The 15029-nt window shown below is 70.2% G+C and carries 15 protein-coding genes; 9 read left to right on the forward strand and 6 right to left on the reverse strand.

Features of this window, described 5'->3' with window-relative positions; translation table 11 throughout:
• The first annotated feature begins 124 nt into the window (after window positions 1–124).
• From G3A44_RS01515 to G3A44_RS01555, 9 genes are all read left to right on the forward strand, one after another.
• Complete coding sequence (locus G3A44_RS01515) at window positions 125–646, forward strand: type IV pilus modification PilV family protein (RefSeq protein WP_163455712.1); 522 nt, start codon at window positions 125–127, stop codon at window positions 644–646.
• Window positions 624–1481 carry a type II secretion system protein gene (locus G3A44_RS01520; protein ID WP_163455713.1) on the forward strand — a complete coding sequence of 286 codons (858 nt, stop codon included), beginning with the start codon at window positions 624–626 and terminating at the stop codon, window positions 1479–1481. Before G3A44_RS01515 ends, G3A44_RS01520 begins: the two co-directional genes overlap by 23 nt.
• The gene (locus G3A44_RS01525; protein ID WP_163455714.1) at window positions 1462–1926 is read left to right on the forward strand and encodes a pilus assembly PilX family protein; all 465 of its coding nucleotides are present in this window, start codon (window positions 1462–1464) and stop codon (window positions 1924–1926) included. The genes G3A44_RS01520 and G3A44_RS01525 overlap by 20 nt, the downstream gene beginning before the upstream one ends.
• Window positions 1923–4703, forward strand: a complete 2781-nt coding sequence (locus G3A44_RS01530) for an L-type lectin family protein (RefSeq protein WP_163455715.1) — start codon at window positions 1923–1925, stop codon at window positions 4701–4703. Before G3A44_RS01525 ends, G3A44_RS01530 begins: the two co-directional genes overlap by 4 nt.
• A 1-nt stretch (window position 4704) precedes the next feature.
• Complete coding sequence (locus G3A44_RS01535) at window positions 4705–5685, forward strand: hypothetical protein (protein WP_163455716.1); 981 nt, start codon at window positions 4705–4707, stop codon at window positions 5683–5685.
• A gap of 11 nt (window positions 5686–5696) precedes the next feature.
• Complete coding sequence (locus G3A44_RS01540; protein WP_163455717.1) at window positions 5697–6395, forward strand: hypothetical protein; 699 nt, start codon at window positions 5697–5699, stop codon at window positions 6393–6395.
• Window positions 6392–7135, forward strand: coding sequence for a type II secretion system protein M (locus G3A44_RS01545; RefSeq protein ID WP_163455718.1), 744 nt, complete (start codon window positions 6392–6394; stop codon window positions 7133–7135). The genes G3A44_RS01540 and G3A44_RS01545 overlap by 4 nt, the downstream gene beginning before the upstream one ends.
• Window positions 7132–7803, forward strand: coding sequence for a hypothetical protein (locus G3A44_RS01550; RefSeq protein WP_163455719.1), 672 nt, complete (start codon window positions 7132–7134; stop codon window positions 7801–7803). The genes G3A44_RS01545 and G3A44_RS01550 overlap by 4 nt, the downstream gene beginning before the upstream one ends.
• Window positions 7804–7907: 104 nt before the next feature.
• Window positions 7908–9749, forward strand: a complete 1842-nt coding sequence (locus G3A44_RS01555) for a pilus (MSHA type) biogenesis protein MshL (protein WP_163455720.1) — start codon at window positions 7908–7910, stop codon at window positions 9747–9749.
• Window positions 9750–9831: 82 nt separating this feature from the next.
• Here G3A44_RS01555 and gltA read toward each other — a convergent pair whose 3' ends face one another.
• From gltA to sdhC, 6 genes are read right to left on the reverse strand one after another with little or no spacing between them, the layout of a single operon-like run.
• A complete protein-coding gene (gltA, locus tag G3A44_RS01560) occupies window positions 9832–11142 on the reverse strand; it encodes a citrate synthase (RefSeq protein ID WP_163455721.1) in 1311 nt (436 codons plus the stop codon).
• A gap of 27 nt (window positions 11143–11169) precedes the next feature.
• On the reverse strand, window positions 11170–11439 hold the full coding sequence (locus tag G3A44_RS01565; protein WP_163455722.1) for an FAD assembly factor SdhE: 270 nt from the start codon (window positions 11437–11439) through the stop codon (window positions 11170–11172).
• A gap of 42 nt (window positions 11440–11481) precedes the next feature.
• A complete protein-coding gene (locus G3A44_RS01570; RefSeq protein ID WP_163455723.1) occupies window positions 11482–12189 on the reverse strand; it encodes a succinate dehydrogenase iron-sulfur subunit in 708 nt (235 codons plus the stop codon).
• Between the two features lie 26 nt (window positions 12190–12215).
• The gene (gene sdhA, locus G3A44_RS01575; protein WP_163455724.1) at window positions 12216–13985 is read right to left on the reverse strand and encodes a succinate dehydrogenase flavoprotein subunit; all 1770 of its coding nucleotides are present in this window, start codon (window positions 13983–13985) and stop codon (window positions 12216–12218) included.
• A 43-nt stretch (window positions 13986–14028) separates the two neighbouring features.
• A complete protein-coding gene (gene sdhD / locus G3A44_RS01580; RefSeq protein WP_163455725.1) occupies window positions 14029–14391 on the reverse strand; it encodes a succinate dehydrogenase, hydrophobic membrane anchor protein in 363 nt (120 codons plus the stop codon).
• Between the two features lie 21 nt (window positions 14392–14412).
• Window positions 14413–14844 carry a succinate dehydrogenase, cytochrome b556 subunit gene (gene sdhC, locus G3A44_RS01585; RefSeq protein ID WP_163455726.1) on the reverse strand — a complete coding sequence of 144 codons (432 nt, stop codon included), beginning with the start codon at window positions 14842–14844 and terminating at the stop codon, window positions 14413–14415.
• Window positions 14845–15029 lie beyond the last annotated feature (185 nt).

Consider the following 15029-nt stretch of genomic DNA (forward strand, 5'->3'; position numbering starts at 1 on the left):
CCTGTCCGCCATGCCCAGCCCCGCCGCCCTCCTCCCTTCAGCCACCGCTGTATTGCCGCATGCGCGCCAGGATCTGGGCGCGTGGCGCCGCCAGGCAGGCCCGGCCCGCCAGCACGGCCTGTCCATGCTGGAACTGATCCTGTTCATCGTCATCGTCAGCGTCACGCTGGCGGGGGTGGCCGCGGTGATGGGCCTGACCGCCCAGCGCAGTGCCGACCCGCAGGTGCAGCGCCAGGCCCTGGCCATCGCCGAGTCCCTGCTCGAGGAGATCGAGGGACTGCCCTTCACCTGGTGCGACCCGGACGACCCGCTGGTGGCCACCGTCACCGCCCTCACCGGCTGCACCACCCTGCCCGAGGCCCTGGGGCCGGAGAGCGGCGAGAGCCGCTTTGGCAGCCTGCGCTTTGACCATGTGAGCGACTTCCACGGCTACGTGATGAACGGCGTGACCGACCTGGCCGGGGCGCTCATTCCGGAGCTGTCGGCCTACACCGCCCGGGTCAGCGTGGCCCCGGCCAGCCTGGGCACCCTTACCGCCGCCAGCGGTGACCTGCTGCGCATCACCGTGCAGGTCAGCGGCCCGGGCGGCATCAGCCTGAGCCTGGAAGGCTACCGGAGCCGCCATGCGCCCAACACCGCGCTCTGAACTGGCAGCCCGCCCGCAGCGGGGCTTCACCCTGCTGGAGGCGGTGATGGTCATTGTGCTGACCGGCATCGTCGCCTCGCTGGCCGGCCAGTTCATCGTCGCGCCGGTGCAGGCCTACCTGGCCCTGTCGGCCCGCGCCCGGCTGGGCGACATGGCCGACACCGCCCTGCGCGGCATGGGCCGCGAGCTGCGGGCCGCCCTGCCCAACAGCGTGCGCGTCAGCGCCGACGGGCGCACCGTGGAATTCATTCCGACCACCGCCGGCGCCCGCTACAAGAGCCAGGGCCTGGGTGCCCTGCTGGACGGCGTGCTCACCCCCACCTTCAGTGTGCTGGGCCCGGGGCTGAACCTGAGCAGCGCCAACCAGCAGCTGGTCTTTCGCAACCTGGGCGCGGCCGTGCCCGGCCAGGACGCCTACGCCCCCAACGGCACGCTGCTCGAACAGCTCAGCTCCAACCGCCGCCAGGCCCTCAACCTGGCCGGCCTGACCAGCACCCTGAGCCTGCTCAGCCTGGCCCCCCTGCCCACCGGCACCATCAGCCCGCCCTACCGCGTCTTCGCCGTGCTGCAGCCGGTGAGCTTCCATTGCGACCTGGCCACCGGCCGCCTGACCCGGCACAGCGCCTACGGCTTCCAGGCCAGCCAGCCGGTGCCACCGGCCGGCACCGCCCATGTGCTGGCCGAAGGCGTCACCGCCTGCGCCTTCAGCCTCGACCCTGGCCTGCAGGGCAACGCCCTGGTGCAACTGCGCCTGACCCTGGGGGCCAGCGGCGCCCTCTCCGGCCAGGAAAGCCTCTCCCTCCATCACGCCCTCCATGTGGACAACCTGCCCTGAGCGCGGCCAGGGCTTCACCCTGGTCAGCGCCCTGTTTCTGCTGGTGGTGCTTTCCGCCCTGGGCGCGGCGATGGCGCGTGTGGCCACCTCGCAGCACCTGGGGGCAGCACTCGAGCTGGATGGCGCGCGCGCGCTGCAAACCGCCCGCGCCGGTCTGGAATGGGGGACTTGGCAAGTGATGCGCAATCCGGCGCCGCCATCGGCCGCACCGGCCTGCTTTGCCACCACCACACTGAGCCCCGGCGGCAGCCTCAGCGGCTTGGTGGTCAGCGTGCAGTGCACGCGAACGCCCACCACCGGCACGGTGCTCGATGGCACCACCGGCCTGGTCTTCTTCACCCTGCAGGCCACCGCCTGCAACCAGCCGGCTGCGGGCGTCTGCCCCAACCCCAACCCCGGCGACACCTATGTGGAGCGCCAGCTCAGCTGGCAGGTGGTGCGATGAACGCGACACCTTCACACCACCGCGGCAGCCCCCTGGGGCTGCGCCGGGTGCTGGGCTGGGCCCTGGGCTGGGTGCTGGGCGGCTTGATCGGCGGGGCACCGGTCCAGCCGGCGCACGCCCAGACCTGCCTGACCGACGACTTCTCCAGCGGCACCCTCAACGCCAGCCTGTGGAACGTGGCGGGCACCGGCTTCCTGCCCCAGGTGGTCAACGTGGGCAGCCCCAGCAGCCCCCTGTACCGCCTGCGACTGACCGACAACGGCAACAACCGCGCCACCATGACCCAGCTGCGGCGCTGGTTCCCGGCCTCCAGCAACCGCATCACGGTGGAGTTCGACTTCTACGCCTACGGCGGTGGGGGCGGTGGCGCGGATGGCGTGGGCCTGGTCCTGTCCGACGCCAGCGTTCCCCCCTTCCCCGGGGCACCCGGGGGCTCGCTGGGCTATGCCCAGAAGACCGGCGGCAATGGCTTCAATGGCGGCTGGCTGGGCTTCGGACTGGATGAGTTCGGCAACTACGCCAATCCCACCGAAGGCCGCGGCGGCTACCCCACGGGCTGGAGCGCCCCGGCCGGCGCCAACCAGGCCCCCGGCTGGCAGCCCGACGCCATCGCAGTGCGCGGCAGCGGCAGCGGCACCACCGGCTACGCCCTGCTGGCCAGCACCGGCGACCTGGGCACCATGGAAACCTCCTCCACCTCGCCCTGGCGTTTCCGCTTCACCGTGGACAACAGCGTGGGCAGCGGCGTGTGGGCCAAGGTGGAATACCTCTACGGCAGCAGCTGGGTGACGCTGGTGCCCAGCTTCAACGTCATGGCCAGCGGCAGCGGGCAGTCGCGCATCCCCGGCGACCTGCTGCTCTCCCTGGCCGCCTCCACCGGCGACCTGACCAACATCCACGAGATCGACAACGTGCGCATCTGCGCCAACCGCATCAACGCCGTGGGCAGCTCGGCCAACCCCGCCAGCTTTGAATGCCTGGAGACTGGGCAACTGAGCGTCTGGAGCGCCAGCGCCCGCAAGCCGCTGTTCACCAAACTCACCGGCACCCCCTTCCGCTTCGACGTCGCCGCACTCAAATCCAGCGGCGCCCTGGAAGATGGCATGGTGGCTGCCGGCGGCTATGCCAAGACCGTCACGGTGGAACTGTTTGACGCCACCACCGGCGCCGCCTGCGCGGCCCTGTCCTCGCCGGTGGCCAGCCAGACCCTGACCTACGTCTCCGGCGATGGCGGGCGCAAGACCCTCAGCGCGGACTTCACCCTCAACCGCGCCTACCCCAGCCTGCTGTGCCGCGTGACGGACGCCAATGCCGGCAGCCCCGTGGTGGCCTGCGGCAGCGACCGCTTCAGCGTGCGGCCGCCGGCCTTCACCACGCTCAGCGCCAGCCTGGTGGCCGACGCCACCGGCAGCAGCGCCACCGCCACCCCGACGGCCCCCGCCGGCAGCCCCTTCACCCTGGGCGCCGGCACCGGCACCCCGGGATATGCCGGCACCCCCGAGGTGGACGCCACCTTGCTGGAGTGGACCGGCGCCCCCAGTGGCGGACGACCCGCGCCGGGTGTGGGCACACTCAGCGGCGCCTTCACCACCGCCGCCAGCGCCAGCACCGGCAACGGCGCCAGTGGCAGCTTCAGCTACAGCGAGGTGGGCTACTTCCGCCTGCGTGCCGGGGCGGTGGTCGACAGCAGCTTCACCACCACATCCGCTGACCCGGCCAACGGCGACTGCACTGCCGACGCCAGCAACACCCTGGTCAACGGCCGTTACGGCTGCCGCATCGCCAACACCGGCGCCAGCGGCCATGTGGGCCGCTTCGTGCCCGCCAGGCTGGCCGTGACCCCCGGTGCGCTGACCCACCGCAGCGCCGCGGCCTGCAGCCCGGCCTCCACCTTCTCCTACCTGGGCGAGTCCTTCAGCCTGAACCTGGGCCTGACCGCCCAGAACACCGGCGGCGCCACCACCCTCAACTACAGCGGCGCCTACGCCCGTCTCGCACTGGCCAGCACGGCCAGCTGGAGCCTGGCCGGCGTGGCCGGCACCACCCCATTGCCGGCCAGCGGTGCCGGCGCACGCAGTCAGGTGCGCAGCGCCAGCGGCAGCTGGAGCGGCGGCACCGCCAGCGTCAGCCTGGTGGCTGCCGTGGCCCGGGCGACCAGCGTGGAGGCGCCCCTGGCCGCCGACCTGGGCGTGAGTGCCACCGACCCCGACGGGGTGGCCCTGGCCACCCCCGACCTGGACACCGACCTCAACGGCACGCCGGACCGGGTTCGCCTGGCCAGCGTGGACCTGCGCCACGGCCGGCTCAAACTCGACAGCGCCCAGGGCGCCCCCACCAGCCCCCTGCTGCTGCCCCTGGCGGCGCAGCACTGGAGCGGCAGCGGCTGGACCGACAACATCGCCGACAGCTGCACCCGGGTGCCCGCCAGCGCCGTCGCCCTGGGCCACCTCACCCGCCAGCTCACCGCCAGCACCACCCGCCTGTCGGGAACCAGTTTTGCCCTGAGCGCCGGCCGCGGCAACCTGGTGCTGGCCGCGCCCGGTGTCGGGCGCCAGGGCACCGTCGACATCGCCCTCAACCTGGGCGCCGGCCTGAGTGACGCCAGCTGCCTGCAGCCCTGGGTGCCCCTCAGCCTGACCACCACCGGCGCCAACCTGCAGGCCCTGCGGGGCGCCTGGTGCGGCAGCACCAGCCTGGACCTGGACCCTTGGGCGCGCGCCACCTTCACCGGCAGCCGCGGCGCCGACCACCTCATCGACATGCGGGAGCGGTACTGACATGCGCTGGCCCTTCTTTGCCCGGCGCCGGCCCGACGCCTCTGCCCAGCAGCTGTGCTTCATGCCCACGCCGCAGGGCCTGGTGTGGCTGCGCAGCCGCCCCAGCCCCGGGGGCCCCGAGGTGGTGCGCCACGGCCTGCTGCAGCGCCCCGACACCCTGGGCGAGGCCGACTGGAGCGAGGCCCTGGCCGAGATCGGTCGCCCCGCCACCCCGGCCATGGCCGTGCTGCCGCTGGCCGACTACCAGCTGCTGCAGATCGAGGCCCCGCCAGTGCCCCCCGAGGAATTGCGAGCGGCCGCGCGCTGGCGCATACGCGAGCTGGTCGACGGGCACGTGGACGACATCACGCTGGACGTCTTGCACGTCGGCCCGCCGCCCGGCCCGGGCAGCAGCCCGCAGCCCCTGTTCGTGGTCGCCGCCCCCAACCCGCGGGTGGCAGCCTGCGGCGAGCTGGCGCGCCGGGCGGGCTGGGCCTTGTCCGTGGTCGACGTGAGCGACCTGGCCCAACGCAACCTGCACACCGCCGCCTCCGCCACGCTGGACCTGAGCGACCGGGCCACCGCCTGCCTGGTCCGCCATGCCGACCAGTGCCTGCTGACCCTGTGCGTGGGCGAGGAGCTCTATGACACCCGGCGCCTGGCCTGGGACGAGCGCCTGCCCGCCCAGGCGGCCGCGGCCCAAGGGGCCCGGGACACCGGCCTGGACGACGCCGGCGCCCCGCGCCTGCTCATCGAACTGCAACGCTCCTTTGACGTATGGGAGCGCTCCTGGCCCGACCTGCCCATGAGCCTGCTCTGGCTGGACCTGCAGGACGACACCCCCACCCTGGCCCCCTGGCTGCAAGACCAGCTGGGCATGCGCTGCCTGCCCCTGAGCGTGCCCGAGGCCCCCCCCGAGTGGGCCGATCTGTCCGCCGTCACCCGCCGGCAACTGCTGCCACTGCTGGGCCTGCTGCGGCGCCAACCCTTCGTCCAGCCCTGAGCCGGCACACCATGGCCCAGCAAATCAACCTCCACACCCCCATCCTGCTGCAGCCGGTGCGGGTCTTCTCGGCCCGCACCATGGCCACGGCCCTGGGCGTTCTGGCCCTGGGCCTGCTGGGGCTGACCGGCGTGCTGCTGGGCCACCAGCACCGCGCCGCCCAGGAAGCCCAGGCCACCGCCGCCCGGCAGCAGTTGGAGCTGACCCAGCTGCGTGCTGCCCTGGCTGAGGCCGAACGTACCGCCGACCCCCAGGCCCTGCGCCAAGAGCTGGCCCGCCTGCAAGAGGCCGAGCGCCAATGGCACCAGGCCCGGCAGGTGAACCTGCACGAGATGCTGCCCGCCGGACAGGGCCATGCCGAACTGCTGGCCTGGACCGCCCGCGAACTGCCGCCCGCGGTCTGGCTGCGTCAGCTCCAGCTCGCCCCAGACGAGGTGCTGCTGGAAGGCGCCACCCTGGACACCCTGAGCCTGCAACGCTGGCTGGCCCGGCTGGCCAGCCGTGGCGACCTGCACAGCACGCCCTGGCGGGAGCTGACGGTGCAGCAGGTGCCACCGGCCGGGACCAGCCGAGGCCCTGAGGGGTCCAGCCCCCCACTGAGCACGGGCGGACTGCCCCCCGGCAGCTGGGCCTTCCGGTTGCGGGCCGCCCGCCACACGCCACCGGAACATGCGCCACCGCCCGCCGCCGCCCCCGGAGGCTCGCCATGAAGACCAAGATGACGGCCACCTTGCGGCGCTGGGCGCGCCGCCTGGACGCACTGAGCCTGCGCGAGCGGGTGGTCGGCTTCGTGGCCGCCATCGTGCTGCTGCTGACACTGCTGGACCAGGCCGTGGTGCAACCCGCCCTGCAGGCCAGCGCCCAGCGACAGGCGCTGCTGCGCCAGCAGGCCGACGAGCTGCAACGCCTGCGCCAGCAGCTCGCCAGCCTGACGCGGGACGACGGCTCCGAACGCGCCCGCGAACTGACCCCGCTGCGCGAGGCGCTGGCCCAGGCACAGCGCCGGCAAGCGGGCCACGCCGCGGCAACGTCCGGACAGGCATCGCCAGCCGTAGTGGCCGCCGCCGCGGCCGAGCTGCCCGCCCTGCTGCGCCAGCTGCTGATGCGCCAGCACCCGCAGGTGGTGCTGGAAGCCCTGCAACTGCAGGCCCGCGCGCCCCTCACCGCGGCCCCGGCCGCCACTGCCACCACCCCCCTGGCCCAGACACCGGGCGCAGCGCTGTCCACCGCCACCTCAGCCAACCCCGCTGGCGGCCCTCCGGGATGGCAAGCCACCGAGCTGCGCCTGCGCGGGCCCTACGCGGCCCTGGTCAGCAGCCTGCAGGCGCTGGAGACTGGATTCCCGCAGCTGCGCTGGGGTGAAGCCCATTTGCAGGCCCCCCCCACCACCACCGACGGCCCGCCTCAACTGCGTCTGCGGGTGTGGACGCCGCAGGAGCCGGCACCATGACCCCCGTCCCGCGGTCCACCCTCCATCCCGGCCACCCGGGCTGCTCCTGCGGCGTGCCGGCGCCTCTGCGCCCGGCCCTGCGTCGGCTGCTCACCGCCTGGGTCGTGGGCGGGCTGGTGACGGGCGGGCTGGTGACGGGCGGGCTGGCAAGCCCCGCCAACGGACAGGCGCTGCCACCCGGCCCGGCCTCCGGCCCCCGTGCCCTGGGCCGCATCCCCACGCCCCCCACGCCCGCGTCCCATGCCGTCGTTCGCACGCCAGCCGTCGGCGCACAGCACACGGCCACCGCCCTCCCGCCGCCGCCGGCCACCCTCCCGCGCGACCCCCTGCGACCGCCCGCGGCGGCACTGACGGCCGCAGGCGGTGACCCCGCCTCCCCAGGCGGCGGTGCCGCCACCCCGGCCCCCTCGCCCACGACCTCCCGCCCGCCACGGCTGGTGATCGTGATGGACGGCGTGCCACGCGTGGTGGAGCGTGGCTGGCCACGCCGGCCCGGCGAACGCCTGGGAGACACCCAGCTGGAGCGGGTGGACCCCCAGGCCCTGTGGCTGCGCGACCCCCAGGGCCAGCTCCAGCGCTGGCCGCTCTATCCCGGGGTCACGCTGCAACCCTCCTCACGACCAGCAGAGCCGGCCCCCACGCCCGGCGCCAAGGAAGCCCGACCATGACGCCGCGCCCCCGCCTCCACCGTCCACGCCCGTGTCCGGACACCGCTGCCGCCTCCCAAGCCGGAACGCCACGCCCCCCTCGCGCGGCCGCCGGGGCTGCGCTGGTGCTGCTGCTGCACCTGCTGGGCGGCTGCGCGCCACTGCCCATGACCGAACGGCCCGAAGCCCTGCGCCAGGACCCGGTGCAGACCGTGCTGCAGACCCGGGCCCGGCCGCTGGCTGAGGGCACCACCTCCGCCGCCCCCGCGGCCGTCCCGGGGGCCGGTGAACGGGGCCCGGGCCCCCGCACCGCCGCTGCCGTGCCGGCCCCCGTCCCGGCCCGGGTCGCCAGCGCCACGACCGCCCCCCCCGCGCCGGCAGCACCGCCCGAGCCACGTTTTGACCTCATCGTCAACCAGGCCAACGCACGCGATGTCTTCCTCGCCCTGGTGGCGGAGTCACCCCAGTACAACCTGATGGTCCATCCCGATCTGGGGGGACAGCTCTCGCTGACGCTGCGGCGGGTCACCTTGCGCGAGGCCCTGGAGGCCATCCGCGAAGTCCACGGCTACGACTTCCGCTTCGAGGGCCGACGCATCACCGTGCTGCCCCCGCAGCTGCAAACCCGGGTGTTCACCGTCAACTACCTGCATTCCCAGCGCAAGGGCCGCAGCGAGGTGCGCGTGAGCAGCGGCGCCGCCCCCACCGCCGCACCGGGGGCGGCCGGCAGCACCAATGCCATGGTGCAGCCTGAAAGCAGCGCCTTGAGCACCGAAGTGCGCGCCGACCTGTGGGCCGAGCTGGACACCGCCGTCAAGGCCCTGGTGGGCCGGGACGGCGGCCGCAGCGTGATCGTCAGCCCGCACACCGGCCTGATCGCGGTGCGCGCCATGCCCGAAGAGCTGCGGCAGATCGAGCAGCTGCTGCGTGCCACCCGGCTGGCCATACAGCGGCAGGTCATGCTGGACGTGAAGATCGTGCAGGTGGAGCTCAGCGAGAGCTTCCAGAGCGGCATCGACTGGTCCCTGCTCAAGGGCAATGCCGCCCTGGGCAGCCTGGGCGGCAGTGGCCAGAACGCACTCCTGGCCAACGACGCCGGACTGCCGGTGCTGCCCGCAGGCACGGTGGCCGGCAGCGCACTGGGTCTGCCTGGCGCCGGCGGCGGCCTGTTCGGCTTGTCCATCGGCACCACCGCCTTCCAATCGGTGCTGGGTTTCCTGGAAACCCAAGGGGAGGTGCAGACGCTCTCCAGCCCCCGCCTGGCCACGCTCAACAACCAGAAGGCCGTGCTCAAGGTGGGAACGGACGACTACTTCGTCACCAACGTCTCGGGCGGCACGGTCAACAACAACGCCGGCGGCGGCACCAACAACAGCACCACCCTGCCGACGCTGACCCTCACCCCGTTCTTCTCGGGCGTCGCCCTGGACGTCACGCCGCAGATCGATGAGGGCCACATGATCACCCTGCATGTGCACCCCTCGGTGAGCACGGTGAGCGAGCGCTCCAAGCAGGTGGACCTGGGCGCCTTGGGCAGCTACAAGCTGCCCCTGGCCTCCAGCAGCATCAACGAGACCGACACCGTGGTGCGCATCCCCGACGGCCAGATCGTCGCCATCGGTGGCCTGATGGAGCAGTCGGCCAGCCGGCAGACCTCCGGCCTGCCGGGCAGCAGCCGCAGCGCCTTGGGCGCCACCGTGTTGGGCAACCGGGGCAACAGCGCCCGCAAGAAGGAGCTGGTGGTCCTGATCCGTCCCAGCATCATCCGCAGCGAGGAGGACTGGCAAGCCCAGACCGACGCCGCCTGGCAGGCCCTGCAGCAGCAAGCCCCCACCAAAGTGATCCGCCTGGAAGGGGCCGCCAGCCCGCTGGCGCCCACCCCGCCGGGCTCCGTCCCACCCGCGGCGACGCCGCCGGCCACCACCACCGCCACCACGAACACGCTCCCCGCCAGCGCGCGGCCATGAAAAAAGGGCCCCGTAGGGCCCTTTGGTCGGCAATGGACACCCGGTGCGGCGCCTGGCGGCGCGCACACAGGCGGCCGCGTGCTCAGCGCTGCTCGACCGGCTTGACGGTACGGGCGGCGGCGCCGGTGAACAGTTGACGCGGACGGCCGATCTTGTACTCGGGGTCGCTGATCATCTCGTTGAGCTGGGCGATCCAGCCCACGGTACGGGCCAGTGCGAAGATGGCGGTGAACAGCTGCACCGGGATGCCGATGGCGCGCTGGACGATGCCCGAGTAGAAGTCCACGTTCGGATAGAGCTTGCGGGCGACGAAGTAGTCGTCTTCCAGCGCGATCTTCTCGAGGGACATGGCCAGCTTGAACAGCGGGTCGTTCTCCAAGCCCAGCTCCAGCAGCACTTCCTTGCAGGTTTCCTGCATCAGCTTGGCGCGCGGGTCGTAGTTCTTGTAGACGCGGTGACCGAAGCCCATCAGCTTGACGCCGCTGTTCTTGTCCTTCACCTGGTTCATGAACTCACCGACCTTGGCCACGCCACCCTTGGCCTGGATCTCGGTCAGCATGTTCAGGCAGGCCTCGTTGGCGCCACCGTGGGCCGGGCCCCACAGGCAGGCCACACCGGCGGCGATGGCGGCGAACGGGTTGGTGCCCGAGGAGCCGCACAGACGCACGGTGGAGGTGGAGGCGTTCTGCTCGTGGTCGGCGTGCAGGATGAAGATGCGGTCGAGCGCTCGCTCGATCACCGGGTTCACCTTGTACTCCTCGCACGGGGTGGCAAACATCATGCGCATGAAGTTGCCGGCGTAGGACAGGTCGTTCTTCGGGTAGATGAACGGCTGGCCGATGGAGTACTTGTAAGCCATGGCGACCAGCGTGGGCATCTTGGCGATCAGACGGATCGCCGCGATCTCGCGGTGCTCAGGGTTATTGATGTCGGTGCTGTCGTGATAGAACGCCGACAGGGCGCCCACCAGACCGGTCATCACGGCCATCGGGTGCGCATCACGACGGAAGCCGCGCAGGAAGAACTGCATCTGCTCGTTGACCATCGTGTGGTTGAGCACACGCTGGTGGAACGTGCCGCGCTGCTCGGAGTTCGGCAGCTCTCCGTACAGCAGCAGGTAGCAGGTGTCCAGGTAGTCGCAGTGCACGGCCAGCTGCTCAATGGGGTAGCCGCGGTACAGCAGCTCGCCCTTGTCGCCATCGATGTAGGTGATGGTGGACTGGCACGACGCGGTGGACAGGAAGCCCGGGTCGTAGGTGAACTTGCCGGTCTGGCCGTAGAGCTTGCGGATGTCGATCACGTCAGGGCCCACGGTCCCCTTGTAGATCGGCAGGTCCATGCTGGGGCTGCCGTCAGAGAACGACAGGGTGGCTTTCACGTCGGACGGGGTCATCGTCGAGTCCTTTCTTGTGAGAAATCGTCAACCGGGTTGGCGCATCTGCGCCAGAACTTCGCGAACCACGGGCTGGTCCAGCGTGCCTTCGGGGTCCTTGCGGGCGAGCAAGAGGTCCAGCAGATCGTTGTCGGCCAGATCCATGAGCAGCTGAAGCCCTTCCACCTGGCCCACGGTCAGCGTGGACTCGTGGCGGCGGAAGAAGCGTTCAACAAACAGATCGTTCTCCAGCAGACCCCGGCGGCAGCGCCACTTCAGGCGGCTGATGGTGGGCGCGTCGACCAGGGTGTTGTCCATCTGGGTAAGGGAGTGAAGCGGGAGAAGGACCTGGGGCGTGGCTTACACCGCGCGGCGGACCATCAGTTCCTTGATCTTGCCGATGGCCTTGGTGGGGTTCAGACCCTTGGGGCACACGTCCACGCAGTTCATGATGGTGTGGCAGCGGAACAGGCGGTACGGGTCCTCGAGGTTGTCCAGGCGCGCCGCGGTGTCGTGGTCGCGGCTGTCCGCGATGAAGCGGTAAGCCTGCAGCAGACCGGCCGGGCCGACGAACTTGTCCGGGTTCCACCAGAAGCTCGGGCAGCTCGTGGAGCAGCTCGCGCACAGGATGCACTCGTACAGGCCGTCCAGCTCCTCGCGCTCCTCGGGCGACTGCAGACGCTCCTTCTCGGGCGGCGGCGTGTCGTTGACCAGGTAGGGCTTGATGCTGTTGTACTGCTTGAAGAACTGGGTCATGTCCACGATCAGGTCGCGGATGACCGGCAGGCCCGGCAGCGGACGCAGCACGACCGTCTGCGGCAGGGTCCGCATATTGGTCAGGCAGGCCAGGCCGTTCTTGCCGTTGATGTTCATCGCGTCCGAACCGCACACGCCTTCACGGCAGGAGCGACGAAACGAGAGGGTCGGATCGACCTTCTTGAGCTTGACCAGGGCGTCCAACAACATGCGCTCATTGCCTTCGAGTTCGATCTCGATGGTCTGCATGTAGGGCTTGGCGTCCTTGTCGGGGTCGTAGCGGTAGATCTGGAAGGTGCGCTTGTCAGCCATGATTACTTCGTCCTATCGCTGCGGTATCAGAAGGTACGGACCTTGGGCGGCACCGACTCGACGGTCAGCGGCTTGAGGTTCACCGGCTTGTAGTCCAGGCGGTTGCCTTCGGAGTACCACAGGGTGTGCTTCATCCAGTTCGCATCGTCGCGGTTCGGGAAGTCGTTGTGCGCGTGGGCGCCACGGCTCTCCGGACGGGCGGCGGCAGAGGTCATCGTGGCCTTGGCGGCCTCGATCAGGTTCTCCACCTCCAAGGCCTCGATGCGGGCGGTGTTGAAGACCTTGGAGTTGTCCTGCAGGCCAATCGATTTCACGCGCTCGGCCACTTCCAGGATCTTCTGGACCCCTTCATCCATGCTGGCCTGGGTGCGGAACACGCCGGCGTGCTTCTGCATGGTCGAGCGGATGTCGTTGGCCACGTCCTGGGCGTACTCGCCGTTCTTGGCCGAATCCAGGCGCGCCAGGCGGGCCAGGGTCTTGTCGGCTGCGTCGGCCGGCAGCGGCTTGTGGTTCTTCTGCTTGAGCGCAGCGGCCACGATGTGATTGCCCGCGGCGCGGCCGAAAACCACCAGGTCCAGCAGCGAGTTGGTGCCCAGACGGTTGGCGCCGTGCACCGACACGCAGGAGCATTCGCCCACGGCGTACAGGCCGTTGACGATCTCGTTGGGCGCGCCATTCTTGGGCACCACCACCTGGCCGTTGACGTTGGTGGGGATGCCACCCATCTGGTAGTGGATGGTCGGCACCACCGGGATCGGTTCCTTGGTGATGTCGACGTTGGCGAAGTTGTGGCCGATCTCGTAGACCGAGGGCAGACGCTTCATGATCGTCTCGGCGCCCAGGTGGGTCATGTCGAGCAGCACGTAGTCCTTGTTGGGACCGCAGCCGCGACCTTCCTTGATCTCCTGGTCCATCGAGCGGGACACGAAGTCACGCGGGGCCAGGTCCTTCAGGGTGGGCGCATAGCGCTCCATGAAGCGCTCGCCATTGCTGTTGCGCAGGATCGCGCCTTCACCGCGGCAGCCTTCGGTCAGCAGCACGCCCGCACCGGCCACGCCAGTGGGGTGGAACTGCCAGAACTCCATGTCCTCCAGCGGGATGCCGGCACGTGCCGCCATGCCCAGGCCGTCACCGGTGTTGATGAAGGCGTTGGTGGAGGCCGCGTAGATGCGGCCGGCGCCACCGGTGGCCATCAGCACGGTCTTGGCTTCGAGGATGTGCAGGTCCCCGGTCTCCATCTCCAGCGCGGTGACGCCGACCACGTCGCCGTCCACATCGCGGATCAGGTCCAGTGCCATCCACTCCACGAAGAAGTTGGTGCGGGCTTTGACGTTCTGCTGGTAGAGGGTGTGCAGCAGGGCGTGACCGGTGCGGTCCGCCGCGGCGCAGGCACGCTGCACCGGCTTCTCGCCGTAGTTGGCGGTGTGGCCGCCGAACGGACGCTGGTAGATGGTGCCGTCGGGGTTGCGGTCGAACGGCATGCCGAAGTGCTCAAGCTCGTAGACGACCTTGGGCGCTTCCCGGCACATGAATTCGATCGCATCCTGGTCGCCGAGCCAGTCGGAGCCCTTGACGGTGTCGAAGAAGTGGTAGTGCCAGTTGTCTTCGGACATATTGCCCAGCGAGGCACCGATGCCGCCTTGGGCGGCCACGGTGTGCGAGCGGGTCGGGAAGACCTTGGAGAGGACGGCCACATTCAGGCCGGCCAGGGAGAGCTGCAGCGACGCGCGCATGCCGGAGCCACCGGCACCGACGATGACGACGTCGAACTTGCGCTTGGAGATGTTCTGGGCCATGGGGGTACTCACAATCTGTTGTCAGGTCAGCGGCGGGCGGCCATCACAGGCGCCACAGGACCTGAACGGCCCAGCCGGCGCAACCGGCCAGCCACACCAGGGTGAAGACATGCAGCGCCAGGCGCAGGCCCACCGGCTTGACGTAGTCCATCCAGATGTCGCGCACACCCACCCAGACGTGCCAGGCCAGCGCCACGATCACGGCGAAGGTCAGGCACTTCATCCACTGGGCGGAGAAGATGCCGGACCATTTGTCGTAGCTCATCTCACCGGGCATCAGGACCTGCGCCAGCACCACCAGGGTGAACAGGGTCATCAGCACGGCGGTGACGCGCTGGACCAGCCAGTCGCGCAGACCATAGTGCGCACCGACCACGGTGCGCTTGGAACCGAAGGTAACTGCCATTTGGAGTCTGCCTCTAGAGAATCAGTACAGGCCGAAGAGCTTGGCGCCCAGCAGCACGGTCAGGGTGACGCTGGCGGCCAGCACCACCAGGGCCGACTGGCGCCCCTGTTCCTTGCTGACGGTGTGCGAGATGTCCATGCGGACATGGCGCACGCCGGCCATCAGGTGATGCAGGTAGGCCCAGATCAACGCCAGGGTCACCAGCTTGACCAGCACCGCCGGCACAAAACCGATGCCCGAGACAAAGGCTGCGCGGAAGGACTCGAAGGAGACCTCGGAGGACACGCTGGTGTCGAACAGCCAGATGACCAGCGGCAGCAGGAAGAACATCAGCAGGCCACTGATGCGGTGGAGGATGGAAACAATGCCCGCCGGCGGCAGCCGGTAGTGGGGAAGATCCGACAACGCGTTGATGTTGCGGAACTCCGGGCGTTGCTTGAGCGTGTCTGCCATGGGGGTGTCCTTGTTGTGGGCGCTCGTGTGACGGTCAGGAGGGGGGATGGACCAGGGTCCGGGTTTTCCCGCAATACCCTGGGGTAATCACGGTGAAACCAAAGGATTTTATTGCAACGCAACAAGCTTTCTCAGGGCTTGCCACAGTGTCCGTGTCGCGAATGGGCACGTTCAATGTCGGGTTG

The sequence above is a fragment of the Ideonella livida genome, assembly GCF_010499455.1.
Classification (GTDB): Bacteria; Pseudomonadota; Gammaproteobacteria; order Burkholderiales; family Burkholderiaceae_C; genus Ideonella; species Ideonella livida.

Bases quoted from the DNA above. Each gene is read 5' to 3' on its own strand.
- G3A44_RS01545 (WP_163455718.1), top strand. From the start codon at position 6,392: ATGAAGACCAAGATGACGGCCACCTTGCGGCGCTGGGCGCGCCGCCTG.
- G3A44_RS01570 (WP_163455723.1), bottom strand. From the start codon at position 12,189: ATGGCTGACAAGCGCACCTTCCAGATCTACCGCTACGACCCCGACAAG.
- G3A44_RS01565 (WP_163455722.1), bottom strand. From the start codon at position 11,439: ATGGACAACACCCTGGTCGACGCGCCCACCATCAGCCGCCTGAAGTGG.
- G3A44_RS01520 (WP_163455713.1), top strand. From the start codon at position 624: ATGCGCCCAACACCGCGCTCTGAACTGGCAGCCCGCCCGCAGCGGGGC.
- sdhC (WP_163455726.1), bottom strand. From the start codon at position 14,844: ATGGCAGACACGCTCAAGCAACGCCCGGAGTTCCGCAACATCAACGCG.
- G3A44_RS01540 (WP_163455717.1), top strand. From the start codon at position 5,697: ATGGCCCAGCAAATCAACCTCCACACCCCCATCCTGCTGCAGCCGGTG.
- G3A44_RS01550 (WP_163455719.1), top strand. From the start codon at position 7,132: ATGACCCCCGTCCCGCGGTCCACCCTCCATCCCGGCCACCCGGGCTGC.
- G3A44_RS01530 (WP_163455715.1), top strand. From the start codon at position 1,923: ATGAACGCGACACCTTCACACCACCGCGGCAGCCCCCTGGGGCTGCGC.
- sdhA (WP_163455724.1), bottom strand. From the start codon at position 13,985: ATGGCCCAGAACATCTCCAAGCGCAAGTTCGACGTCGTCATCGTCGGT.
- gltA (WP_163455721.1), bottom strand. From the start codon at position 11,142: ATGACCCCGTCCGACGTGAAAGCCACCCTGTCGTTCTCTGACGGCAGC.
- G3A44_RS01515 (WP_163455712.1), top strand. From the start codon at position 125: ATGCTGGAACTGATCCTGTTCATCGTCATCGTCAGCGTCACGCTGGCG.
- sdhD (WP_163455725.1), bottom strand. From the start codon at position 14,391: ATGGCAGTTACCTTCGGTTCCAAGCGCACCGTGGTCGGTGCGCACTAT.
- G3A44_RS01525 (WP_163455714.1), top strand. From the start codon at position 1,462: ATGTGGACAACCTGCCCTGAGCGCGGCCAGGGCTTCACCCTGGTCAGC.
- G3A44_RS01535 (WP_163455716.1), top strand. From the start codon at position 4,705: ATGCGCTGGCCCTTCTTTGCCCGGCGCCGGCCCGACGCCTCTGCCCAG.